Origin of the sequence: Mariniflexile gromovii (genome assembly GCF_017814435.1) — a bacterium.
GTDB lineage: Bacteria > Bacteroidota > Bacteroidia > Flavobacteriales > Flavobacteriaceae > Mariniflexile > Mariniflexile gromovii.
Genome location: NZ_JAGJCB010000006.1, coordinates 17,227 through 43,744, shown reverse-complemented (window position 1 = coordinate 43,744; position 26,518 = coordinate 17,227). Strand labels below are relative to the sequence as shown.

Genomic DNA, 26,518 nt, shown 5'->3' with positions numbered 1-26,518 from the left:
GATTTATATGTTTTCAACCAGAAAGAAAAGCAATTACAAACGCTTTAGCTAAATAATATAATGTAAATCATTTAATCAAAAAAAAATAAGATTAATAAAACTAACACTTAAAACCAACTTATGAGAAAAATTTATTTATTAATAGCATTTTATTTACTAAGCTATCAATTTACCAGTTTATTTGCACAGAGTACTGATTATATTCAAGTAGTATTGTACGGACAATCTTTGGGCTTAGGATGGCAAGCACCTCGAGCGATTACAGATATTGCTTTGGATAATAATTATATGATGGGCACCAACGTAAATACATTGTATAGTACTGAAAATACTACTTTAAATCCATTAGTTGCTAAAAAGTGGTCAAAAGGTGGGGAGCAGCCTATTGTTAGTTGTTTAAATGCTTATTCTGAAGCCTATAGAGATAAGATTAATGCAAATCAGAAATTCATAGCAGTATCAGCAGGTGAAGGAGGTAGAACTATTGAAAGACTTTCTAAAGAATGTACGAATGATGGTTATTATGACTCAACTTTTATTGAATCATTAGATAATACGTTAGCAGCAATAAATGGTCAAACAGTCTCTTGTCCAGCAATTATATATATGCAAGGAGAGTATAACGCTGTGCCAAGTGCTGCTTATGGTCAAGGATTAACTCCTGGTACAAATGGAACTCAAGATAAAGGGGTATATAAAGAGTTATTATTAAAACTTAAAAACAATATGCAGGCTGATATTATGTCGAAATATGGACAGACAGAGAAACCATTATTCTTCATTTATCAAACAAGTGGAAGTTACGTTAGAATTAAGGAACTCCCCATTGTTATGGCTCAAATTGAATTTGCAGAAGAGAATAGTGATGTTGTACTTCTAAATCCACATTACGCTATGTCCGACTATGGTTATGGACATTTGTCAACAAACGGATATAGGTGGTTTGGTGAATTAATGTCAAAATCATTAATATCAGAATTGGTAAACGATAGCCCTGCGAAAACATTAAAACCAATAAATTTTGATATTAGTGGAAATAAGATTACCATAGATTATGATGTACCAGTTCCTCCTTTGGTTTTAGATACATGGACTACGCCTATGCAAACTAATTATGGATTTGTAGTCTATAACAATAATTCAATAGTTACTATTAATTCGGTTGAAATTATAGGTGGTAATCAGGTGCAAATAACATGTAATACAGATTTAACAGATAAAGTTGAAATTGTATACTCAGGCAGTACGGTTAATGGGAGTGGAAATTTAAGAGATAGTGATGCCACCATGTCTATGTATACTTATTTTGATGATACAGCAGACTCATTACAAGAATCATATACTCCAACATTACAAGATGGAGGGAGTATATATGGTCAACCCTATGGTCTGCAAAATTGGTCTAATATGTTTTATTATAAGCTGAGAGAAGGAGTTGGTTATTTTGCAGGAGACCAATTTGATGATGGCCTTTATACATTTCAAATAATTGACCCAGTAACAAAAACAGTTATGATTGCAGCAAGAAACAAAGCAGGAAGTTTAGCAGTTTCTGGAGATTTGGTGCTTCCTGGTACAGCAAATGGCTTTTCTACACAATTCACGGTAGTAGGTACAGGTGAAAGTTCTTTTAATGGAATTTATCTTCCTGAGATGAAAAATGATGTAACTAGTATCAGTATTCCTGCTTCTGTAACTGACATTGGATTTCGTACCTTTCGTGCCGCTGAGAAAGTTGAAAGTTATACGCTTTCAGATGGTTTAGTAACAATAGGAGGTCAAGCATTTTACGATAATAAGTCTTTAACCTCTATAGTTATTCCTAATACAGTAACAACATTGGGTGGTAGTGTCTTCAATGGTTGTTCAACATTACAATCTGTTACGCTTTCACAGAATCTTCTTCAAATTCCTGATCGTATCTTTACAAATTGTCCTGCTATGACAACATTAACAGTTCCAGCATCCCTTACAGATTTTTTAGCAAATTCATGGCTTACATCTAGTGTAAGAACCCTTATTATGGACGGGGCTGTGCCTCCAGTTATTAATTCAGGGTGGGCCGGAACTGCATCAAATATGACAGTATATACAGATGTTGCTAATATACCTGCTTACAAGGCAGCACCAATTTGGAGTGATATGACAATTTTAGATCGTGCAACATTAAGCACCAATAGTTTAGAAAAAAAATTAGGTTTTAGTATTTATCCTAACCCAACAAGTGGTTTAGTTTCTTTTAGTGGTTTAGAAGATATTATTGATATTACAGTATTTAATATTACAGGAAGTGTTTTATTAAATAGCAAATTTACTACTCAAATAGATTTGTCTAGTTTGGCTTCGGGTATGTATTTTATGAAAGTTAAAACAGCAAATGGATCCTCAGTAAAAAGAGTAATAAAGAAATAAGATTTATTCTTCGATTAAAATATAAAATTGATAACAAGTAAGGAGCTATAAAAACTTAATACAAGTTTGTTTTACATTAAAAGTGTCTTTTATTAACCAATTAAGGGCACTTTTTTTAGCTGCTATTTTGGATATCCTTCAAAATACAAAAACAATAGCAAAGTGAATATCTATTGACTATGAATTCAATCGCAGTGAACGGCATATAGTTCGTATTTCATGACATTTTTATGTGTTGTGAAATATAGAATATTTCAATTCTTGTCATATCGTTTTTAAATAGAAAGTTGGCCTTAGATTTCAATATGCAACTCAATACTTGTTTTTGTAAATAGAAATGATTTAAATAACTTTTATTACATCATAAGTTATAGTTTTTGGGCAATAGTTTATAATTTATAACATGTTTATTTAATACGTTAGCTAAAATTAATAAGTAACTAATCTAAATTAAAAAAATGAAAAAAAAATTATTCTTTTTAATGGTATTTGTAGGAATATCTATGAGTGCTCAAAATTTTGTGCATCCTGGTCTGTCCCATAAAAAGTCAGATTTGGAAAGGATGAAACATATGGCTAAAACCGGTATGGAACCATGGGGGTCTTCCTTTGCTTTGTTACAAGCAGATGCTTTTTCAAGTTATAACTATGTGGTTCAGGGTAACACAAGTATGACAGAGTTATCTAATTTTGCGCTTTTCAGGAATGATGGCTATGCTGCCTATCATAATGCGTTAATGTGGTATATTACCGAGGATGTAAGACATGCCGAAAAGTGTGTGGAAATCTTTAATGCATGGGTTAATTTAAAAAGGGTCGGTTCTACCCTTCCTCTAGAAAGTGGTAGAGTGATTTGGAAATTTTTAGAGGGTGCGGAAATTATAAAACATACTTATTCTGGATGGGCTAATTCTGATATCCAAAAATTAGAGGATATGTTAGTATACCCAGGATATTCTTCTACAACAGAACCAACATCAGCGATAGCATCCAATGATGTAACTTTTTATTGGTCCATGTATAACGGTGATTCCGCAAGACATGGTAATCAAGGTTTGTTTGCATTTAGAGGAGTTATGGCCATGGGAATATTTATGGATAATGAATTAATGTACCAAAGAGCATTGCGCTATCTACAAGGATTACCTCATTTGTCTGAAGATTTGCCTTACCATCCTGGACCACCAATAAATTCAGGGCCTAATGCTACGTCTAATGAGTATTATCTTGAATATTCAAGAAATGGGCATCAAAATACAATTCAAGATTATGGCTATAATGAAGTAATTGCTAATAATATATGGGAGAATGGACAAAATCAAGAAAGTTCCAGAGATCAATCACATGCTTTGTTAGGTCCTTCAATTATTAATACCATATGCGAAATGGCATGGAATCAAGGTGATGATATCTATAGTCATTTAGATAATCGCTTGCTTTTAGGTTATGAACATTACTTTCGTTATAATTTAAGTTTAAACCATTCTTTTCCTGATCAGACCACACCTTGGGAACCAACAGCTGAAAATGGAGAATTTATTCAAAGACGTGACCGTTCAGGGCGTTGGCATTCTCTAAAGATTAATCCTTGGACTGGTAGTGATTTAACTCGTTTATCTAGAGGAGGTAAAAATTTAGCTCCTGTATATGAAATAAGTTTAGCGCATTATAAAAATAGAATGAATGTTGAAACCTCTAAGACCAAATGGTTAGAGCGAGGTTTTGCATTGTTAGAACAGGGAATTGGAGTTGAAAACGGGTCTGATCCTTCAGACCACCCAGGTTATGGGGGATTAAAATTTAGAAGAGTTAGTCCTGGTGATCCTATAAGTGGATTTGATTCCAATGGCTTGCCTGTATTTAAAATACACGACACTTCAAATATCATTGAGGCAGAGAATTTTGATTATTTTACAACAAATGGTCAAGGAAAAACATACAATGATCTCAGTAGTTCTAATGTTATAGGTGAATATAGGTCTGACGAAGATGTTGATATCAAAACGTGTTCCGAAGGTGGGTATGCTGTAACAAATATTCAAAACGGGGAGTGGCTCATCTATACTTTGAATGTTTCTACAGGGGGGCTTTATGACATAAGCATTCGGTACGCTTCAGTGAACGCCAATGGCAAAATAAGAATTAATGTTTCGGGTGATGATTTAACTTCAGAAGTTTCAGTACCGTTTGGTGGTAGTAATTCCACAGGATTAACAGATTGGAAAGATTTAAAAGTGGCAAATAGTGTAAGATTATCAAAAGGGGTTTACCCTATGAAAATTATATTTAGTGGTGAAGATAATTCTTTTGATCTTAATAATATTGTTTTAAGCCTAGTGGAAGCAGATCCAGAACCTACAAATGTTGCTGTAGACGGTGTAGCTACTCAATCTTCGTATAGAGACCGCGGGCATGCTCGTAATGCTATTGATGGTAATAGAGATGGAGATCATAGCTTGACAGAATCTGTGACACATACCAATAATGATTTAAACGCATGGTGGCAAGTTGATTTAGGTAAGGATAAAACAATATCAGAAATTAGTATATTTAATAGAACAGATTGTTGTTCCGATAGATTGAAAAATTTTACAGTTTATATTATAGATTCGCAAGGCAATATAACATATTCTAAAATAATAGATTCGTACCCCAACCCATCAATATCTTTAAATACTGGAAATAAAGTTGGGCAAGTTGTAAAAATTCAACTAAATGGATCAGGTTTTTTATCTTTAGCAGAGGTGGAAGTGTATGCTAAAGAAGAACTATTATCTACCTTAGAAATAAAAGCTAACAATGTCAGGATATTTCCAAACCCTGTAGATGATAATTTTATAATTTCCAACAGCAAGGGATCAAAAATAGAAATATACGACATGCTTGGTAAATTAAGTGTAAAATATAGTATAGAAAGTAATAATCAATCAATTAATATAAATAATTTTAAGAAAGGCGTTTATTTTGTAAAAGTAAAATCGACAAAGGGAACATCGTTTGTAAAAAAAATAATAAAGAGATGATTTTTATATTTTTATAATATTTATGTAACGTCCTAAAATATAGATTTATAATTAATAATTTAAAGGTAGTGGTTTTAAATCACTACCTTTTTTAGGATTATTCCGTTTTCTTTTGATGAAGCATAGAAAAAGATGAGTATTAATAGAAAAAAACGTAAAAGTTTACAGTAACAAATTGAACTTGCAACCAAAAGTTGAACAATTTTTTTAAGCCCTATGCCTCATTTTTAAATTAATAAAATTCTTGTTCCACTTCATAGGGAGTTTTGTGCTGAGGGAAGAGTGTAATCGTTTTCTATTGTACCATATCTCAATGTATTCAAAGATGCAAGTTTTAGCTTGATTTATAGTTTTAAAATCATGCCCGTAAATAAGTTCTACTTTTAAAGTTTTAAAGAAAGATTCAGCTACGGCGTAATCCCAACAATTAGTTCTTCTGATCGTCGATTGCGTAACCAGAGTATTGAATTAAATAATTGCTCTAAATGTTTTTGAGGCATATTGTATGCCTTTATATGAATGAAAAGTTAAATCCATGTTTGCCTTACGCTTACTTATGGCCATTTTCCATGCACGTACGATAGTTTGGTTTGGATATAATATAAGTGATGTGGCTTCCCCAAGTTTTAATTAATATACGGGGTTAAAGTTCTGTTTAATAAGTGTCTACAGACAGGATAGCTGTGATTGGAATTTCTGGTTGCCTTAAATTTCCTTTTATGTTTACTAAACCAATTGTTCTTTCTCATAATTTTAGCCGCCCTACGCCTGGAAATAAGGTAACCTTTGCGTTTTAACTGTTCTGCTATTCTAGTAGATCCATAACGCTGCTTGCTTAAATCAAATTCCTTTTTAACCTAATCTGCAAACAATCTATGTCCAGTGTTCGTTTGGATGAACCTGCTGTGCACCACCTGTAAAAATTGCTCCTGCTTACTTTAAAACCCTGCACGTCTTCTCGATGGGATATAAATGTTCATAGCTGGCTATAAACCCATAGATTTAGCTTAAGCTGATTTTCAATACCCATCGCTCATGGAGAAGATGTGCACGGCCTTTTTTAATATTTTCAGCCCAAGTTCTTTTACTAAAGGGCTTTACGTAGCCTTTGAACTTCTAAGGTGTCATAGACTATTGACTTTTCTGCCTTAGCATTGGTAGGTGATTTGCCCGCTCTGAGCCATTTGCAAATCCCTTTGTACCTCTATGCCTAGTTTCTCTACTAATTCATTTATGTTCTCTCCCTGGTAACTCGATCGAACAGCTTATTCTTTTAGCTCTGGACTGTAATATCGTTTTTCATGTTTCTAAGATATTTGTTTTATAGCAAACTGTCTTAAATTTTGTGTCCGAGTAAAAGTAATAACTCCAGTAGCACTTGTGTTCTGGGACTCGGACACTTAACTGAAAATTGTTGAATAGTTTCTCTTGATATTGTATTTTGCCTTACATTGCTAAAAATAAGAATTTAGTTATTAATATTGGGCTTTTTATTTTTTTTGGTGGGTTGTGTAACACGCACATTATGTACAAGGAATTATTCTAGAATTAGAAAATGAATTCGCAATTATGGTATAGAATATTATTAAATCTACAATTTTTTATTCCCAACCGTTTGATGGGAATTCTAACTTTCTTTTTGGGGTTACTGAAACAAAACTTCAAGGAAATTCACATATGATTATCAAATGTTCCCATAGAGCTTCTTTGTTCCGTATTACAACGATTCTCTATCAATAAAATGAAAGGGTACTTTAAAGTTTCCTTTTTCTTTGTTTAAAATCATGTAAGCGGCTTTTTCGGCCATTATTTTAAAATCCGTTGATATTACGGTGATACCCAATAATTCTTTTAGTGCGGTATCGTTATAAGAGATAACGCCAATATCTTTTCCTAAAACAAATTCGTCTTCTCTAATCTGTTTTACCAAATTAACCAAATCCGATTCTTCAATAGTAATGAATAAATCGCCATTTTTAAGGATGATATCATCATAAACATTATCAAGTATTTCAAAATCAAGAGTGTTTTCAACACAAAATTTTCTAAAGCCATGTAAAATTCGTCTGGGGTATGGATACACTGTTTTTTCCGGATATACCAAAACCAGCTTGTTGTATTTCTTGATTTTGGGCAACCCCTTTTTTAGGGCAGAATAAATATCGTTTTCAAAATCTTGATAAATTCCAATAATATCACCAGTTAGCTCCGGACTCATGTTGTCTAAAATTACAAGCTTTTCATTGGGTATTTTTTTAATGGCCTTTTTAACGTTTTCGGTAAAACTAACATGTTTTAAATCGTCTGTTTTAAAATGGGGCATGATTATATAATAATCGTAAGCAGCCTTATGTTTATCCAATAAATTCAAGAATAACGATTCATCGCAATGGTAAATATGCAAGTCTGTAGTTGTATTGGGCCCAATGGCATTAATAAAATGATTGTAGGTTTTCATTTTATAAGAACTGAGCTTATTAATAAAAAAGAGAATATTTATTTTCGAAATTAACTTGGTGCGCGCTATATAGTAGCCTTTTCCCCTAACGGAAGAAATAATGTTCCTTTCTTTTAAAATATTATAGGCCTTTTCAACCGTGTCCCTCGATAAGTAAAATTCTTCGCTTAACATATTTATTGAAGGGATCTTTTGGTCTATTTTTAAATGTTCCGTTGAAATATTATTAATAATGGAATCTACAATTTGTTGGTATTTAGGAATTCTAGAGTTCTCATCAATGGTAATGAATGAAGTTTTCATTATCTTAAATTTAATTTAGTAATTAAGGAGGTTGTGTTTTTTAAAGTCAATTTAAAATGAGCTTAAATATACATGAAAGAAAAGCATTAAAAAAAAAGACTTCTGATATTTAATAAAAACAATTGTTCCATAATAATGTATTTAAAATAGTGGTTTTTTTATTAAAACAGTACAGTACAGGATAGAAACATGCTAATGATAAATTATTTTCGCTTTGTAATACTATAATATTTCTAATGAATACACTTGCAAAAAAATTTAAATACGTAGATTATCTTTGGGATAATGAAAAGGCAGAAAGTTTAGGCGATGACCAAGTAGCTTTGTTCTTATACCGATCAAACATCTTAGGAGCCGATTTAAGAATTACTAATTACGGAGGTGGAAACACAAGTTGTAAAACCATTGAAAAAGACCCTTTAACGAATGCTGAAGTTGAGGTGATGTGGGTAAAAGGTTCTGGTGGCGATATTGGTACTTTAACTCGTTCTGGAATTGCCGGTTTATACACCAATAGATTGCGCGATTTAAAAAATGTTTATGGAGGTTTGGAAGATGAAGACCGCATGGTTGGTCTTTTCAATCACTGTATTTATGATTTAGATAGTAAAGCACCTTCTATTGATACGCCACTTCACGGTTTATTGCCTTTTGCACATATCGATCACTTGCATCCAGATGCTTTAATAGCGGTAGCGGCTGCAAAAGATAGCGAAAAAGTAACCAAGGAAATTTGGGGAGATTCTATGGGTTGGGTGCCTTGGCAACGTCCTGGTTTCGATTTAGGGCTTCAATTAGAGAAGTGTTTAAACGATAACCCTGGTATTAGAGGTATTGTTTTAGGTAGCCACGGATTGTTCACTTGGGGCGATACCTCTTACGAATGTTATATGAATAGTTTAGAAGTTATTGAAATGGCTTCTGAGTATATTGAAAACAAAATAAAAGAAAAAGGTTCTGTTTTTGACGGACAAAAAGTACAGAGCTTAGCGAAAGAAGCGCGTACAGAAAAGGCAGCACAATTAATGCCACTATTAAGAGGGTTATGTTCTTCTGAAAACCAAATGATAGGGCATTTTTCTGATAGCGATGTGGTATTGGAATTTATCAATAGTAATGATTTAGAACGTTTAGCTCCTATGGGAACTTCTTGTCCAGACCATTTCTTAAGAACAAAAATCCAGCCACTGGTTTTAACTTTAGATGCTAATGAGGATCTATCCGATTCTGAAGCTGTTTTAGCAAAATTAGAACCAGCGTTTGAACAATATAGAAAAGAGTATGCTGACTATTATAATACTTGTAAAAAGTCCAATAGTCCAGCCATGCGCGATCCAAACCCGGTAATTATTATTTACCCAGGTGTTGGTATGTTCAGTTTCTCAAAAGATAAACAAACAACACGTGTAGCAAGTGAGTTTTATATCAACGCCATCAACGTAATGCGTGGGGCAGAAGCTATAACATCTTACACGTCATTACCAAGACAGGAAGCTTTTGATATTGAATACTGGTTATTGGAAGAAGCAAAATTGCAACGTATGCCAAAAGAAAAACCATTATCTCGTAAAGTAGCCTTGGTTACTGGTGCTGATGGTGGTATTGGAAAAGCAATTGCCGATAAATTAGCTGCTGAAGGTGCCGTTGTTGTTTTAACCGATATTAACGAGCAAAGTTTAATTGAAGCAAATGCCACTTATAAAAGAGACGTGTCTACATACGCCATTTGCGATGTAACAGATACAGAATCTATTGCTTCTGCTTACAAAAAAGCATGTTTGGAATTTGGAGGTGTAGACATTGTGGTTCACAGTGCTGGTTTAGCCATATCTAAAGCTTTAGAAGATACCACCGATAAAGATTGGAATATTTTACAAAACATTTTAGTAAAAGGTCAGTTTGATTTGGCAAAACAATTCTCTGCCATTACACGCAAGCAAAATTTAGGGGGCGATTTTATTTCCATCGCCAGTAAGAACGGATTAGTAGCTGGTCCTAACAACGTAGCGTATGGAACTGCAAAAGCAGCACAACAACATATGGTTCGATTATTGGCTGCTGAATTGGCTAAAGATAAAGTTCGTGTAAACACCGTTAATCCAGATGGCGTTATAGTAGGTAGCAAAATTTGGGAAGGTGCGTGGGCTGAAGGAAGAGCCAAAGCAAATGGTATTACTGTTGAAGAACTACCTGCTTTTTACGCAAAAAGAAATTTATTGAACGAAATTATAACACCTGCTGATATTGCTAATGGCGTTTTTGCTTTTGTAGGAGTTCTAGATAAATCTACAGGAAACATCATTAATGTTGATGGTGGAATGGCTAACGCATTTGTTAGATAAGAAATTTTGAGTTAGTTTTAGTTTGTTTAAAAAAACTTCCATAGCATATTAAAATAAATATATATGGGAGTTTTTTTTTAATCAGTTGTTATGTTTCGTGCTTCAACTCTAAAGCTATCCCACATTAAAGAATAAAATTACCAACTCATGAAAATAGGACAAAACCACATACAAGATACTAATAGTAAAGATTTAAAAATACATCAAGAACATTTTGATTTTTTAGGTAACAGCTTATCAAAAAAAGGAGTAGATGTTGCTACTATTATTAAAAAACTACAAGACTTTCAAGTAGCTATACCAAGTTGGGCATTAGGTGCTGGCGGAACACGCTTTGGACGCTTTTCGTTTTTTGGAGAGCCTTCAAGTTTAGAACAAAAAATTGAAGACGTAGGTGTTTTACACGCTTTAACACAAACGGCTGGGGCTGTATCACTTCACATTCCTTGGGATATTCCTCAAGATTATAATGCCATTAAAGAATTAGCAAGTAGTTTGGATATTAAGTTTGATGCGGTAAATTCAAACACCTTTCAAGATCAAAAAAACGCAAAAGAAAGCTATAAGTACGGTTCTTTAAGCAATACAAGCGAAGCAGTAAGGCAACAGGCCATTCAGCATAACATAGATGTAATCAATATTGGAAACAAATTAGGTTCCAAAGCTTTAACCGTTTGGTTGGCCGATGGGTCTTGTTTTCCTGGTCAGAATAACTTTCAAACTGCTTTTCAAAACACACAAGATAGTTTAAAAGCCATCTATAAAAGTATACCGGACGATTGGAAATTATTAATAGAATACAAACCTTACGAACCAAACTTTTATAGTACGGTTATTCAAGATTGGGGCGCTTCATTAATGCTTGCTAACGAATGTGGTAATAAAGCATATACTTTGGTAGATTTAGGTCATCACCTTCCAAATTCAAACATCGAACAGATTGTTTCAATTTTACAATTAAAAGGAAAACTAGGTGGTTTCCACTTTAACGATAGTAAATATGGTGACGACGATTTAACCGTTGGAAGCATCAAGCCCTATGCCTTATTCTTAATTTTCAATGAATTGGTTTATGGCATGGAAAACAATCCTCAAAATCCAGATTTAGCGTGGATGATTGATGCAAGTCACAATGTAAAAGATCCGTTAGAAGATTTAATACAATCCTTAGAAGCCATTCAAGAAGCTTACGCCAAAGCACTTTTAGTAGATCAAGCTTTATTAAAAGCAGCACAATTGGATAATGATGTGGTTAAATGTCAAGAAATTTTGCAAGACGCCTACAGGACCGATGTGCGTCCGTTATTGGCAAAAGCACGATTGGAAAAAGGTGGTGCGTTAAGCCCAATTCAAGCATATCGCTCGTTGGATGTTAGAAACTCATTAATTCAAGAAAGAGGCAAGAATACCGTAGCAACAGGTTTATAATAGTTTGGCATGATAGACGTAACAGCTGTTTTTGATATTGGGAAAACCAATAAAAAATTCTTTCTTTTTGATAAAAACTATAAGGAAGTTTATAAAGAATACATACACTTTGATGAGATTGAAGATGAAGATGGTTTTCCTACCGAAAACCTAGAAGCGCTTCAAACATGGTTAAAAAATGTATTCGAAAACATTCTTAAAGCTTCAGAGTTTAATGTAAAAGCCATTAATTTTTCAACCTATGGCGCTAGTTTTGTGCATTTAGATGAAAATGGCGATGTACTTACGCCTCTTTACAACTACACAAAACCTATTGACAAAAGCATTGTAGATTCGTTTTTACAAAAATATGGACCAAAAGAGGAGTTCCTTAAAACAACGGGGTGTTTCGATTTGAGTTTGCTAAACTCAGGTTTGCAACTCTATTGGTTAAAATACAGCAAGCCAGAGGTTTTTAAAAAAATCAAATATTCGTTACACCTACCTCAATACCTTAGTTATGTTTTTACGGGCATTCCGTTGAGTGAATACACCAGTATTGGCTGCCATACCGCGCTTTGGGATTATACAATAAAAGATTACCACGAGTGGGTTTATAAAGAAGAATTGAATAAAATTCTACCCAAAATTGTTTCAACCGAAACGAGTATCAACATGAACTATAATGGGAAACGCATTAAAATAGGTGTGGGCATTCACGATAGTTCATCGGCATTATTGCCTTATGTTAGAAGCGTAAAGAAAAAGTTTGTGTTGGTTTCTACGGGTACTTGGAGTATCACTTTAAACCCTTTTACAGACCATCCTATTATTGAAGATACGCATGATAAGGATTCTATAAATTACATGCGAATCAATGGAAAACCTGTAAAAGCAACCCGTTTGTTTTTAGGGAATGAATATAAAATTCAGGTTAAAAAATTAGATAAACATTTTGGAGTTTCTGAAGATTACCATCGCCATGTAAAATTTGATTATGACACCTATGTTGAAATTAATAAGAATTTCAAACATATGTTTAAATGGGAAAGTTTAACAGATAGCAACATGCCTTCTGAAATTGAAATACCTTATACCAAATTTGAAGATGCCTACCATCAATTAATGACGGAATTGGTTTTGCTTCAAATAAAAAGCATCAAAGAAGTTATTGGTAGCGATTCTATAAAAAGATTATATATAGACGGAGGATTTAGTGATAACGATCTTTTTGTAAAATTACTATCGCACCATTTTAGAAACATGAAATTAAGAACAACCGATTCGTCGTTGGGGTCTGCATTAGGAGCAGCCATTGCAATTTCAGATACCGAGTTGAATTCTAAATTCCTAAAAAAGAATTATTCATTAAAAAAACATGTGCCTTTTATAATTAAATAATACAGTATTAACCAACTAAACTAATTACCAATGACACAATACCACCAAGAAGAAGATGCAATTGAACAAATTGCTGGCGGCGAATTTGAAAGAACCCCTGTTCCTCAGTCAAAATTAAAAAGCTGGAAAAGTTTTTTAGGGATGTATGCAGGTGAACATGCTGCTGGAACCGAATTTATGATTGGTCCCTTATTTTTAACAGCGGGTGTAAGTGCCTTTGATTTGATTGTTGGTTTATTATTAGGAAATTTATTGGCTGTTTTGTCTTGGCGTTTTTTAACAGCTGAAATTGCTGTTAAGAACAGATTAACACTCTATTTTCAATTAGAAAAAATATGTGGTAAAAACTTGGTAACGGGTTATAACTTGGCTAATGGTGTGCTATTCTGCTTTTTAGCGGGCTCCATGATAACGGTTTCTGCAACTGCTGTAGGTATTCCGTTTGATATGCCCATGCCTAAACTAGAAGATACACTTCCAAATGGCGCTACTTGGGTCATTATTGTAATAGCTATTGGAGCGGTAATTTCCATAATTGCAGCACGTGGTTACGATACGGTTTCTAAAGCAGCCAACTGGATGTCTCCTATTATTGTTTTGGCTTTTGTTGCATGTGGTATTGTGGCCTTAAAACAACTAGGCGTGTCTAGTTTTTCTCAATTTTGGGATATTTGGGGAGAGGGTAGAGATCCTTTTCCCGGACAAATAAAATATACGTTTTGGCATGTAGTTATATGGTCGTGGTTTGCTAATGCTGCCATGCATATTGGTATGTCCGATTTATCGGTATTCCGTTTTGCTAAAAAGGCAAGTTCAGGGTGGACTACCGCTGCGGGCATGTATTTAGGGCATTATATGGCGTGGATTGCTGCCTGTTTATTATATGCGGTATATTTAAATTCTCCCGAAGCACAAGCCTTTTTATCCAATGGAGAAGCACCTCCGGTAGCTCCAGGACCTTTAGCTTATAACGCTATTGGTGTTTTAGGCATTATTGCTGTGGTATTGGCAGGTTGGACAACTGCTAACCCAACTATTTACAGAGCAGGTCTAGCCTTTCAGGCGGTTTTACCTAAACTATCCACTGCAAAAGTGACTATTTTAGCAGGTACAGTGGCAACAATAGCAGGTTTGTTTCCAGCTTTTGCAATGAAACTTTTAGGTTTTGTTGCGCTTTACGGATTTATATTGGCGCCATTTGGTGCTGTTATTGTGTTTGAGCATTTCTTCCATAAAAAATATGGCATCATTAAAAATTATGCTGAATATGCTAACATTAAATTCAATAAATCGGTGTTATTTGCATGGGCCATTAGTTTCGGCTTGTTCTATTTTATATCGGTACAATTTGATGTGTTTTTGTCTTTTGTAACCTTACCTGCATGGTTATTATGTGGTTTGCTTTTTTTGGTTTTAAGCAAAAGAAATCAAAAAGTAAAATAGGACCAATTAACCAAAGCATATGATTTCAGTATTTCGACTGGAATTTTATGCTTTACCAATTTTATTTATTTTAAGACTTTAGAATGAATTTTACCATAAAAATGATGGATTTCATTGATATTTAGGATATGGAACGCCAAATGCTTCATAAATGACGCTAATGGGGATCTATGGGCACAATATGGACGTTTAGATTTATTATCAGTGGTTTATGGTTTTTATCCAATTTTAAATTCTTATTAAGAAACCTTAAGTAATCGACACAGGGATTTTTAAACAGGGGGTATTAAATAATTCCTTAAAACAAAAAAACATGCTAATATCTAAATTAGTAAGGTTTTTATTTTGGATGTATTTTAATACCTAATAAAGTTCTTTGATTTTACTAAGTTTTTCTTTCCATAATTTTAAAGCGTCTTTGTGGGCTTTAATATTTTTATGAACTTCTTTCACAACTGGGTTATCATCTTCAACATTCGTGAAAAATTGAAGGTTATTTTCCAATTGATTGATTTGACTTCTAACTTCGTCAATCTTTTTTCTAATGAAGTGACGTTCGTTGTCTAAATCTTTAGAATTATCTGAATCACTAATGGCATCAAGTTTGTTTTCAAACTTAATCATCTCCACTTCGTTTTTATCCATTTTAAGGTTAGTAAGGAAGTCTTCAATAGCTTTGTTGAACTTGTCTTCTATATAGCGTTTATCGTTTGGAACCCTTCCTAAATCTTTCCATTTGTTTATAAACTCTTTTACGCTTTCAATATCTTTTTCTTTATCACCAACTGGTTTTAAATTTTTTAGGGTTTCTAAAAGCGTTACTTTATTGTTAAAAGCATCAAGACTTTCTTTATTTACAGCATTTCGCGTAGCGTGTAGTTTATCAAAATAAGCGTTACAAGCAGCTTTAAAACGTTTCCAAATTTTATCGCTGTCTTTACGGGGTACATGTCCAATTTTTTTCCAATCGCTTTGAATTTTTTTCATCAAAGGAGTGGTTACCTCAAAGTCATCACTGTCTTTGTTATCTTCAGCAATTTTAATTAATTCTAATTTCTTTTGAAGATTTGTGTATTGGTCTTTTTTAAGGTCTTTGTAAAAAGCATTTTTTTGTCTGTTAAATGTTCTTACAGACTCTTTAAACTTTGCCCATGTGCTTTCGTTTACTTCTCTAGGAACTTTTCCAATACTAAAAAATTGCTCCCTTAAATCTTCAATCTCTTTAATTTTCTTTTGCCAAGCGTTATGCGAATTGGTGTTTTGAGCGTTTATAGCTTCAATGTTTTCAATAACTTCAAGTTTCTTCTCAAGGTTTTTTTCGTAAATTTTATCTATATCTTGATAGTAAGCTTGACGTTTATCGTTTATTTTTTTTGTAGCGGCTTTAAATTTTTCCCAAATAACCTCTCTATATTCTTTGTCAACGGGTCCAAGTTCCTCTTTCCACATTTTATGAAGCTCTTGCAATTCTCTAAATGCACGCATCACGTTATCATCTTCAGCTAATTCTTCGGCGCGTTCAATTATCAATAACTTACGCTCTAAATTGTGCTTGAAATCTAGATCGCGTAGATCTCGGTTTAAATGTAAAAAGTCGTAAAATATTTCTACATGGTGGTGGTAACTATTCCAAGCGTTGTTGTATTTATCTCTTGGAATTGGGCCAGTTGTTCTCCAACGTTCCTGTAATTCTTTAAAGTGTTTGTAGGTGGTATTTATGTTTTCTTCAACATTAATTAAGCCTTTTAACTCTTCAATAATTTCAAGTTTATCAGCTAAATTTTGTTTTAAGTTCTTTTCTAAATTTTGGTAGTGTTCGTTTAGCTTTCTTCTATATTCGTTGTAAGCTTCTTTGTATCGTTTTTGAATTGGGGATACGTAATAAAAGTCTATTTCATTACCACCATCATTTAAAAATTCTTCTTTTTTATCGTCTAATAATGCTTGAAATTTGTCTTTAAACTCACTATTGATGCTATCGATATGTGATTTGATGGCCTGAACTTTTTCATTTTTTACCAGTCTTTCCAGTTCTATGGCAAGAGCTTCTAACGACATGGTGTCGTATGCTTTTACTTCAATAGTATGCCTGTCTTTATTACCTTCATCTTCTGCATCTTCAGCGTTAGAATCTTCAATTTCATTTAAGACTTCGTCGTTTTGGTCGTCTGAATTTTTACTGGCTTCGTTATTCTTTTCTTCAGAGTCAATAGATTTTTCTTCTGAAATAGGCGTTGTATCTTCTACTTCAGTATTATTGGTTTCTACCGATTTGTTTTCTTCAGAGACGTTATCTGAATGGCTCACATTCTTGTTAACTTCTTCTTCTCCTTCTGCGTTTGGCAGGTTATTTATATCAGACATTTTAAAAATGTTAGGGTTCTTTAAGTTCGTTTTGAGTTTAAAGATACTAACAAGTCTATTATTTACAAAGTACTATATGTGGTTTTAATGGTTTGGTGGTTGTTTTTAATATAATTTCCAGATAGACCAAGCTTTTTCTGCCTGTAATTTTAGCATATTTAGACCGTTTATGGTAGTAGCTTGTCGCTCTTTGCCCAATCTTAAAAATTTGGTTTCTTCTGGATTGTAAATCAAGTCGAATAAAATATGATTAGCTGTAATGCCCTTGTAAGGAATGTTTGGGTATTCTTCCACATTAGGAAAAGTACCTAACGGCGTACTATTTATAATGATTTGATGGTTTTTAATATCGGCTTCCGTAAGTGAATCATAAGTAAAACTAACGGTTTCTGATCGTTTTCTAGAAACATAATGGTATGGGATGCCTAACTCTTTAAAAGTATATGCAATAGCTTTACTGGCACCACCCGTACCTAAGATCAATGCACTTGTGTGATGTGGTTTTAAAAAAGGTTTTAGTGTTTTTTTAAACCCGTAACAATCTGTATTATAGCCAACTAATTTGCCTTTTTTTGTAATTTTTATGGTGTTTACGGCTCCAATGGCTTTGGCTTTTTTGTTTACTTTATCTAGAAATGGGATAACCACTTCTTTATAAGGAATGGTAACATTTAAACCTTTTAAGTTTTTGGTGTTTTTTATTATTGAAGGAAATAAATCAATACTTTCAATATCAAAATTTTCATAAGTAGTATCGCTAATTTGCTCATTTTCAAACTTTTCTTTAAAATATGCTCTAGAAAAAGAGTAAGATATATTTTTGCCTAAAAGCCCTAATCTATTCATTAATTTTCTTGGTTTTTTGTCCGTAATATTCAAGTGCCAAAACTATGGTAATTCCAAGGAAAATAAAAGCGATAGCGTAATAAGTGTCGGTATTAAGTTTAGGAATGTAACGCTCGTAGTTTAATACCACTTTTGTTCCTGTAGAATCTAATATATTGGAACCATCTAGGTCTAATTTGTAAATAGTATTTTTCCAAGGCCATACAACTCCCAAAGAACCTACTATAAAACCTATGATAGCCGAAAGTGTAATACTTTTATAATGTTTTAAAATGTAGCTTAACATATGTGAAAAGGTAACCAACCCAGTTACAGAACCTAGTGTAAAAACAGCTAGTACTTTTAACATTCTAATACGTTCAGAACTATTTATAAAACTGAAATCACCTCCGAAAACCTCATAAAACGTATCGAATAATGCATTAACTGAATCTACTAAAAGTAATACATAATTTCCTAAAAGAATAAGTATAAAAGAGCCTGAAAATCCCGGAAGCGTCATACCTGAAACACTTATAATACCACAAAAAAACACGAACCACAGATTGTCGTTTTCCTTGGCAGGATTTAAAAAACTAATACTTAAACCTACTAAAATGCCTAAAGCTAAAGATGTGTAGGTTTTGTAATTCCAATCTTTAAAATCTTTGTTGATATAATAAATGGAGCCTATAATCATTCCGAAGAAAACACTCCAAATATACAATTCGTAGTGCTTAATAAAGTAATCCAATACTTTGGAAATGCTAAAATAGCTTACCACCATTCCGAAGAAAAGCAAGAATAAAAAACGGCCGTTTATGTAATTGTAAAAACTTTTGAAGCGTCCGTTTATGAGTAATAAAAAGGCTTTTCGGTTTACTTTTTTTAAGGAATATATAAACTCTTCGTAAAAACCAGCAACAAATGCAACAACACCTCCAGAAACACCAGGTACTTTATTGGCAGCACCCATACCCAATCCTTTCAGAATTAGAAATAGTTTATCTTTTAGTGATCGGGTGCTTTCCATTATTGTTTTTTTGAACCTACTTTTTCTAGAATAAAAATAGTCAAAAATCCAAGAACCACTAAAATAATTGCAAATACTAATTGATTATCGCCTTGAAACGAAAAAGGGGACACGCTTTCTTGTAACAACGGACTTTTTATTCCTTTAGAATCTGTGTGCCATGTTAATGTTTCTTTCCAAGGCCACACTTTGTTTAGGGACCCTAAAATAAATCCTGTAAGTAATGCCAAAGTTATATTGTGATAGTTTTTAAAAAGCCATTTTAAAACATGGCTAAAACTGAGCAAACCAATAACAGCTCCGGCAATGAATATGATTATTTTTTTTATATCAACATCATGAATGGCATCGCTTAGTGTTTTGTATGCCCCAAGAATTATTAAAATGAAAGAACCTGAAATACCAGGTAAAATCATAGCACAAATAGCAATGGCACCAGCAATGAACAAAAATGAATTACTGTCATTATTTGCTTGAGCAGGAAGCATGGTAATATAAAATGCTATACCTGTACCTATTAGAAACGCAATGATTACTGGTAGATTCCATTTTGTTATTTGCTTGCCAACAAAATAAATACTGGCTATAATCAATCCAAAAAAGAACGACCAAATTAAAACGGGGTGGTTTTCTAAAAGGAATTTTGCAAGTTTCATAAAGGAAACATAGCTAATAATGATGCCGCTTAAAAGTGCCAATACAAAGTTGGCATTGGCCTGTTCCCAAAACGGTTTGATGCCTTTGTTAAATAAAGTTTTAAAAAGAGAAGCGTTAATGTTGCTGATGGTTGAAACCAATTCTTCGTAAATACCAGAAATAAAAGCAATGGTACCGCCAGAAACTCCAGGAACTGCATCGGCAGCACCCATGGCCAATCCTTTAAGTGAAATAGTTAAATAGTCTTTAAAACGTCGTTGCATAGGTTGATTTTTAAGCGAACCAAAGGTATGGATTTTAGCTTGACGTTTGGCTATTGATTTTCTTTTAGGAAATTTTTAACAAGCATTTTATTGGCAACTTCCGGGAAAAGTTCATCGATTATAAAAGTGTAGTCCTCATTATAGCGTAAGCCATTTTTTAAGTGGAATAAACCTTTTTCATTTTCATTTAAAGAAAAATAACAACCGGCCAATCGGTATTCCAATTCGGCGTTTTCTGGATAAAATTCCACAGCTTGTTCAAAATTTAAAATAGCTGCTTCGGGTTCTCCCAATTTAATTAATAAATCGCCACGGGACAACCAAGTGCTTAATTCGTAATTACCTAGCTCTAATGTTTTTTTAAATCCGCGTTCGGCTTCTTCAAAATGGTTTAAACGATGGTTTATTTGAGAATATAATTTCCAATAGGTTACATTTTCAGAATCAATATTGATGGCTTTGTTAATGTAATATAGTGCTTTTTGGTAGTTACGTTTTCGGTTATAATATCTTGTAATAGCAATCCAACCTTTATCCAATAATGGGTCTTCATGCACTGTTTTATAGTAATATTGAACCGCTAAATCATCATTTCTCAATTTTTCATAGCAAAAACCAATGCGTAAAAGTGCGAATGATGTTGGTTCATCTAACTGAAGGGTAATGGTGTAATTTTCAATAGCTTCTTCAAAACGTTTTAGTTTTTCCAGTACTTTACCACGTTCAATATAGGCGCCCACAAAAGTATCGTCTGAAATGATGGCAAAATCAAAGGCAGCTAATGCTTTTTTGTAATTTTTAAGCGTGTAATACTGTTTTCCTAATTGGTGCCATGCGACTTCGCAGTATGGATTTTTATCCAAGAAGACATTCAAATATTCGATGGCTTCTTCGGTTTGATTTAAAAATTCAAAACAATAGATAATGTTGTAAAGTGCCGAATAATCCTCAATGTCTTCTTCTAAACATTTCATAAAGAATTCTTTGGCTTCTTCAAATTGGTCTAAGAATAAGTACTCCATTCCTATAAGGGAATACAGATCTACCACATCATCAGTTAATTCCAAAGCTTTTTTCAATACTTGAATGGCTTGCTCGTGGTCATCTTTTTTAGAGAAAATATTAGCCTTTTGAATGAAAATTTCTTCATTCATTGGGTCTAAATTGTAGAGCTCGTTCAACAAGGTATCCGCTTGAATAAGTTTATCTTCAAAGACATAAATTTCAACTTTGAAAAGCCTTAAATTGATAGATGTAGGATGCTGATCTAAGCCCAATTTTATGGCCTTTTTAGCTAAAGCTATTTTACCTTGATTAAGATAGTGGTGAATGATGTTTTCAAATTCTTCGGAATCGAAGAACAAAACATGATTTGTTTTTAGCATCGATTCAAACTTGGTTAATGGTAAATCGTTATTGTCATCATGACTAAACTCCATAAGCACATTTGTAAAGTTCTACTTGAATAAATTTAAGCTTCTATTCCTTTTTATTAGTCGTAAAACTCAAATGTTTTTAACAAAGTAATGAACACTTTTGTTTTTTGTAAAAATAAATCAGTCTTATTTATTGGTTTTCAAAAAGTTATGTTGTAAATGTTATTTGTAAATTTTATTTAAAATATCAATAATAATAGTACATCCTTTAATGATTTCGTCGTTTGAGATGGTTAAAGGCGGGGTAATTCGTATCGCTTTAGGTTCAAAAAGTAACCAAAAGAGTATCAAACCGTTATCTTGGCACTGCAAAATAACCGAATTTGTTATATCTGCAGAAGGCGTAATAATAGCAAGCATGAGGCCTTTTCCACGAACATCTTCAATTAATGGATGCACCAAAAGTTTACGGAATAACTGTTCTTTTTCTAACGCTTGTGCCATTAAATTACTTTCGGTTATTTCTTTTAAGGTAGCAAGTGCTGAGGCCGCTATTACGGGGTGCCCGCCAAAGGTAGTTATATGTCCCAGTTTTGGTTTGTCTTGCAGTAAGTTCATCAATTTACTGGACGCTGTAAAAGCACCAATGGGCATACCGCCACCTAAGCCCTTGCCCATAACTAAAATGTCTGGAATACAGTTGTAGTTTTCAAAACCAAAAAGTTTTCCGGTTCTACCAACACCTGGTTGAATTTCATCTAAAATTAAAAGAGCGCCAACGGCATCACAACGTTTTCTAACTTTTTCTAAATAACCATTTTGGGGTTCAATAAAACCAGCGCCACCTTGTATGGTTTCTAAAATAACACCAGCAGTTTTTGTGGTGATAAGTTCTAAATCGTCTTCATTGTTAAAATTAATAAACCTAACATCTGGTAATAATGGTCTAAATGCCTGTTTGCGTTCTTCATAACCCATAACGCTCATAGAACCCATGGTGTTGCCATGATAAGCATTATTGGCGGATATAATTTCACTTCGGCCTGTAGCACGTTTAGCTAATTTTAATGCCCCTTCAATAGCCTCAGTTCCTGAATTAACCAAATAGGTGCTTTCTAAAGCGGAAGGCAGATTTTTTGCCAATAATTTAGCAAGTTCTACAGCGGGTTTTTGGATGTATTCTCCATAAACCATCACATGTAAATACTTATCTAATTGTTGTTTGATAGCATTTATGACTTTTGGGTGATTATGCCCTAAAGGCGTAGCTGAAACACCAGCAACGAAATCTAGATAGGCTTTGTTATTGGTGTCGTAAATATAACTTCCGTTGGCATGTGAAACTTCCATGGCTAACGGGTGTGGGGTTGTTTGGGCTTGGTATTTGAGGAAATCAGATTTCAAAATTTATTTTTTTGTTAGCTCGGATACCATAGGATTCCAAACGCTAATGGTTTCATTTTCTTTTATCTCATTAATTATACATCTCAAATTACCGCCATCATTTACTTTCTCGGCAATTAAGGAGTATTTTTTCCATTCATTAGTTAAATTTATGTTTGAAAAGTTGTAAACTGTAAAATCTCCACCTTGCTCTTGAAAGATGATTTTTTTTGAGCCTGTACCTTTTAACCAAACTGAGAAGATAAAATTACCAACTTTTTTTTCTATTATTTGAACAACAGAGCCGTTGTTGTTAGTTGAAGCTAATCCAGTTATTGTTGTAGCTAGCTTTTTTCCGTTCGGAGATATTTCTGAATTTATTTTAAGCCTTACATCATTTTTTTCCCATACAGAATTACTTAAGTCACTAGAAGATTTTAATAAATTAAAAATAGTAGTCTCATCTTGGGGTATGTTTTGTGCTGCTCTATTTACAATATATCCTTGTCCCGCCAATTTTACGCGTTCCAACAATTCCTCATCAAAGAAAGCATCTTGTGGAATGTAATCTTCTAAGCCTTTTATAATGGGTAGTTGCAATGGTTCATCATCTTTAAATAAATCTTCAACACTAAGTGGGCGTTCATCTTCACGCCAATCAAAACCTTTTAAGAGCTTTTCGTTTTTTGGATATTTAGATTCTGGGTATAAATTACCATCAACTTGGTTGAATCTGGTGTATTCTTCAATATCGCCATCAGCAAAAAGAATGGATATGCTTCCAGATCGTGCTTTATCTATACCTATAAGTTCTTGATTTTCGTTTCTTGCGTAAAAAATAGATTCAGCATTTTTATCAATATTTACTTTTCGTAGTTTATTTTCATCATTGAACAACCCTGTTAATCGAATGCCGAAAATTTGGTTATATCCATCTTTACTAATGGTGTCTTTACTGATAACAAAGGCGTTATTGAACACAAGGAGGGAATCTAATTTTTCGGTTTTAGGATTCGAAATCAAATGAATTGAATCACCAGTCATTTGGTTTTCTACATTCCAAAGAATGGGTCTTCGTTTTTTTGAAAACTTATCTACTGAAGAAAATCTTTGTAAATTAATTAATTGTGTGAGTCCTGTTTTTTGATTGGAATGGATTGAATCTGCCTTACCACTTATATCCGATTTGAATATTTTAGCATTGTAATAAGCCCTAACAATACGATTTTCAGGTTTCCCTGTCATCATTATTTTATCGGCATGCATGTAAATAGAATCGTTTTCTTGTTTGGTTGCAATTAAGGCGCGTTTTGTGATGAATAAGGAGTCTTGGGCTTTAAAAACTTCAGCGTAATGCCCTTTTGCGATGCTATGGTTAATGGTATCGGTTACTTTAATATTATTGGTTGCCGATGCAAATTTTTTGTTGTCATCAAAATAAATACTATCGCCTTCTATAATACGATTGTTGTAATGGATTTCAGATTTTTTTACAGTATATCCCGATCTGTTTTTGGTATCATAAAACCCTTTTTCGGTATATGTTTTACTTTCTGTGGTTACTATGGTTGAAGGTCCATAAAGGTATGCATAACCCGTATCGGAATAAAAATCGAAATAATTGGAGTTAATAGTCGCGTCTTTATTAACCAAAACTACATCGTCAACAAATTGATATTTTTTTTGTTCCATGTAATACCTGCCTATTTTACTGGTAATGGTGCCCGATGTGTCTTTTACAACGGTGCCACCATTTTTATAAAAGGCTTGTTGCTTTACACGATCATAATACAAAGTGTCTGATGAAATTGTGGAGTTTGGATCTTTCAAAATTACGCCGCCACTAGCAAAGGCTAGTTGTGTAATACCACTATATTCAATGTATTTTGAGGTCATGTGGATGGTGTCTCCTTCAATCAATTTCACGTTTCCGTAGGCTTCAATAAAATTTTCACCGCTGTAATAAATGGCTTTATCGCTCCACATATTAATGCTGCCTTGCATAATATGTACTTGTTGCGATTCATCACGGGTTAAAACCCTTGCTCCTGGATATTGTTCTTCTTCAACATTTAGCCTACCTGCATATACAATTTCAATTTTCTTTTTTTCCTGGGCAAATAAAGACGTTATTGAAATGAAGCTTAAAAGCAGTATGATATATATAGATTGTATTTTCAAATTGTAAAAGTTTGTCGCAAAAATAACGATTATAATGATGTTTAATTGTTTTGGTACAAAAAACGCTCCGAAAATATTTTTGGAGCGTTATAAAATAAAAAGCTTAATTACATTATTTAAACATTTCAGAGTTTTTCAAATATTGTTTTTTTTCTTTTTTTGATAATTCTTTAAAAAGAATTGATTCATTAAATTCGACAATATAATTCGTTTTGTTATTGAGTTTTTTTGAACCAATTTTTGTTAAAAAATAAGGGGTTAAAAATTCATTTTGACTTTTTTGATGCGTTGTAGATTCTTTGCTTTTTAAGCTTTCATCTATTAAATAGTAAATATGAAAATATAACCTGTAGGTATAATCATTAATTGCTTCTAAAGTACCTATAAGGGTTTGGGGATAAATTGTTTGCCCCAAACTTACAAAAATGGCATCTTTTTTTAAACCTGAGTAGGATGCAAAAGTGCCATCTTCATGTTCTACAACAATTCTGTTCATTTTACTGGTGTAGTTTAAGTTTATTTCTGGATTTCGAGTGAATTCATTAACAATTTCAACTACAATGCCTTTTCTCATATTGCAAACTGTATCAGAAGATGTTCTGTCAATGATATATGATTTCCATTTTGAAGGAGCTTCGCTTCCAAAATAGGTTTCACTTAAATTGGTGCTTTCAATAATGGTGACGGTTTTACCTTTTTTTAATGGTAGAGTATATGTAAACAAACTGTCCACTTTTGGATTAGGAATGCCTCTTAAATAAGAGTATTTATAAGAAAAGTTTATTGGTTGTTTACTGTTAATGGGCCTCAAATTGAAAAAACTCCCAGAAGCATCTTTTATTATCGCAGTATGGTTTTTGCTGTGCGCATTTGATAAACCTGTAAACTCTAAATTTAAATAAAAACTACCTGGTATTTTTTTATCATAATAGAAATCAATACTATTATCAGAGTTTCTTTTAAAATTTATTGTGATTTTTTCGTTTTGGGATAAAAGTGTATAATTAACTCCTAAAGCGATAAAAATAACTAAGTATAAGGTTTTTTTCATTTGGGTATTTTGATTTTGAAGGTTCGTATTTTTTTTTAAATAAAAATGACTCAATTCTTAAGCGTGTATACTTTTTAAGTGATTATTCTTAATATGAAAAAAACCATGCCTGATTTTCAGGCTTAACAAATAAGCTAAAGGATATAATTTTGTCATTGTCTTCGTTTAAAAGAAAATATTGCAAGATTTCTTCCTTTTTTGGATCCAGTAAGATGTATGTGTTTTCTTTAATTGTTTCTATTCCACTAATTTCCATTTGACTTAAATCCTTATACTTATTATATGAATATATTCTTGGGTTTTTAATATATCTTATTTCATTATTTGGTATTAGCCATGTACCTTTATTACCTTCACCATTTCTAGTTTTTTCTATAATACCAATTGCAGTATTTTTTCTTTCAGTAAGGGATAATTTATTTTTACTATCAAACTTTATTTCTAGATATTTATCTATTATTTTTTCTGCTGGAATTTTTTCGTTAAATAAATCAGAAATGAATTGCTCTATCATATTTTCCTTTTTGATTTCTTGACATGAAACTAAATTAATTCCGAAAAACAAAATTATTAAAATTGATTTTTTCATATTACAT

At 32.9% G+C, this 26,518-nt stretch carries 17 protein-coding genes and 1 pseudogene; 6 read left to right on the top strand and 12 right to left on the bottom strand.

The genetic code is table 11. The annotated features are described in order from the left end of the window. Positions 1 to 120 precede the first annotated feature (120 nt). Both J8H85_RS08295 and J8H85_RS08290 read left to right on the top strand, forming a co-directional pair. Positions 121 to 2,412 carry a leucine-rich repeat domain-containing protein gene (locus J8H85_RS08295; protein WP_209654475.1) on the top strand — a complete coding sequence of 764 codons (2,292 nt, stop codon included), beginning with the start codon at positions 121 to 123 and terminating at the stop codon, positions 2,410 to 2,412. Between the two features lie 482 nt (positions 2,413 to 2,894). Beyond that, positions 2,895 to 5,435: a galactose-binding domain-containing protein gene (locus J8H85_RS08290; RefSeq protein WP_209654473.1), complete on the top strand. Its 2,541-nt coding sequence runs from the start codon at positions 2,895 to 2,897 to the stop codon at positions 5,433 to 5,435. Between the two features lie 207 nt (positions 5,436 to 5,642). Here the strand turns inward: J8H85_RS08290 and J8H85_RS19160 are convergent, their stop codons facing one another. The 3 genes and pseudogenes from J8H85_RS19160 to J8H85_RS08275 all read right to left on the bottom strand — a co-directional run bounded on the left by J8H85_RS19160 (position 5,643) and on the right by J8H85_RS08275 (position 8,196). Continuing rightward, positions 5,643 to 5,894, bottom strand: a complete 252-nt coding sequence (locus tag J8H85_RS19160; RefSeq protein WP_209654717.1) for an IS3 family transposase — start codon at positions 5,892 to 5,894, stop codon at positions 5,643 to 5,645. Positions 5,895 to 6,061: 167 nt separating this feature from the next. Further along, positions 6,062 to 6,280, bottom strand: a pseudogene (locus tag J8H85_RS19155) (IS3 family transposase); the annotation flags it as partial. Between the two features lie 872 nt (positions 6,281 to 7,152). Continuing rightward, positions 7,153 to 8,196, bottom strand: coding sequence for a GntR family transcriptional regulator (locus J8H85_RS08275; protein WP_209654471.1), 1,044 nt, complete (start codon positions 8,194 to 8,196; stop codon positions 7,153 to 7,155). Positions 8,197 to 8,432: 236 nt separating this feature from the next. Here J8H85_RS08275 and J8H85_RS08270 point away from each other — a divergent pair, with 236 nt between their 5' ends. The 4 genes from J8H85_RS08270 to J8H85_RS08255 all read left to right on the top strand — a co-directional run bounded on the left by J8H85_RS08270 (position 8,433) and on the right by J8H85_RS08255 (position 14,789). Further along, positions 8,433 to 10,538: a bifunctional aldolase/short-chain dehydrogenase gene (locus J8H85_RS08270; RefSeq protein WP_209654469.1), complete on the top strand. Its 2,106-nt coding sequence runs from the start codon at positions 8,433 to 8,435 to the stop codon at positions 10,536 to 10,538. 147 nt (positions 10,539 to 10,685) lie between these two features. Then, positions 10,686 to 11,966 carry a sugar isomerase gene (locus tag J8H85_RS08265; protein ID WP_209654467.1) on the top strand — a complete coding sequence of 427 codons (1,281 nt, stop codon included), beginning with the start codon at positions 10,686 to 10,688 and terminating at the stop codon, positions 11,964 to 11,966. A 9-nt stretch (positions 11,967 to 11,975) separates the two neighbouring features. After that, positions 11,976 to 13,346, top strand: a complete 1,371-nt coding sequence (locus tag J8H85_RS08260; RefSeq protein ID WP_209654465.1) for an FGGY-family carbohydrate kinase — start codon at positions 11,976 to 11,978, stop codon at positions 13,344 to 13,346. Between the two features lie 30 nt (positions 13,347 to 13,376). Beyond that, positions 13,377 to 14,789, top strand: a complete 1,413-nt coding sequence (locus J8H85_RS08255) for a purine-cytosine permease family protein (protein ID WP_209654463.1) — start codon at positions 13,377 to 13,379, stop codon at positions 14,787 to 14,789. 363 nt (positions 14,790 to 15,152) lie between these two features. Here the strand turns inward: J8H85_RS08255 and J8H85_RS08250 are convergent, their stop codons facing one another. From J8H85_RS08250 to J8H85_RS08210, 9 genes are all read right to left on the bottom strand, one after another. Further along, a complete protein-coding gene (locus tag J8H85_RS08250; protein WP_209654456.1) occupies positions 15,153 to 17,153 on the bottom strand; it encodes a DUF349 domain-containing protein in 2,001 nt (666 codons plus the stop codon). Between the two features lie 105 nt (positions 17,154 to 17,258). Next, complete coding sequence (locus J8H85_RS08245; RefSeq protein WP_209654454.1) at positions 17,259 to 17,999, bottom strand: shikimate dehydrogenase family protein; 741 nt, start codon at positions 17,997 to 17,999, stop codon at positions 17,259 to 17,261. Beyond that, complete coding sequence (locus J8H85_RS08240; RefSeq protein WP_209654451.1) at positions 17,992 to 19,011, bottom strand: DUF368 domain-containing protein; 1,020 nt, start codon at positions 19,009 to 19,011, stop codon at positions 17,992 to 17,994. Before J8H85_RS08240 ends, J8H85_RS08245 begins: the two co-directional genes overlap by 8 nt. Beyond that, positions 19,011 to 19,931 carry a DUF368 domain-containing protein gene (locus J8H85_RS08235; protein WP_209654449.1) on the bottom strand — a complete coding sequence of 307 codons (921 nt, stop codon included), beginning with the start codon at positions 19,929 to 19,931 and terminating at the stop codon, positions 19,011 to 19,013. Before J8H85_RS08235 ends, J8H85_RS08240 begins: the two co-directional genes overlap by 1 nt. A 50-nt stretch (positions 19,932 to 19,981) precedes the next feature. After that, entirely contained in the window at positions 19,982 to 21,370 is a 1,389-nt protein-coding gene (locus J8H85_RS08230; RefSeq protein WP_209654448.1) for a tetratricopeptide repeat protein, read from the bottom strand. 159 nt (positions 21,371 to 21,529) lie between these two features. After that, on the bottom strand, positions 21,530 to 22,711 hold the full coding sequence (locus J8H85_RS08225) for an aspartate aminotransferase family protein (protein ID WP_209654446.1): 1,182 nt from the start codon (positions 22,709 to 22,711) through the stop codon (positions 21,530 to 21,532). A gap of 3 nt (positions 22,712 to 22,714) precedes the next feature. After that, the gene (locus J8H85_RS08220; RefSeq protein WP_209654445.1) at positions 22,715 to 24,871 is read right to left on the bottom strand and encodes an OstA-like protein; all 2,157 of its coding nucleotides are present in this window, start codon (positions 24,869 to 24,871) and stop codon (positions 22,715 to 22,717) included. A gap of 112 nt (positions 24,872 to 24,983) precedes the next feature. Beyond that, positions 24,984 to 25,922, bottom strand: a complete 939-nt coding sequence (locus J8H85_RS08215; protein ID WP_209654443.1) for a M23 family metallopeptidase — start codon at positions 25,920 to 25,922, stop codon at positions 24,984 to 24,986. A gap of 88 nt (positions 25,923 to 26,010) precedes the next feature. Next, positions 26,011 to 26,511, bottom strand: coding sequence for a hypothetical protein (locus tag J8H85_RS08210; RefSeq protein ID WP_209654441.1), 501 nt, complete (start codon positions 26,509 to 26,511; stop codon positions 26,011 to 26,013). Positions 26,512 to 26,518 lie beyond the last annotated feature (7 nt).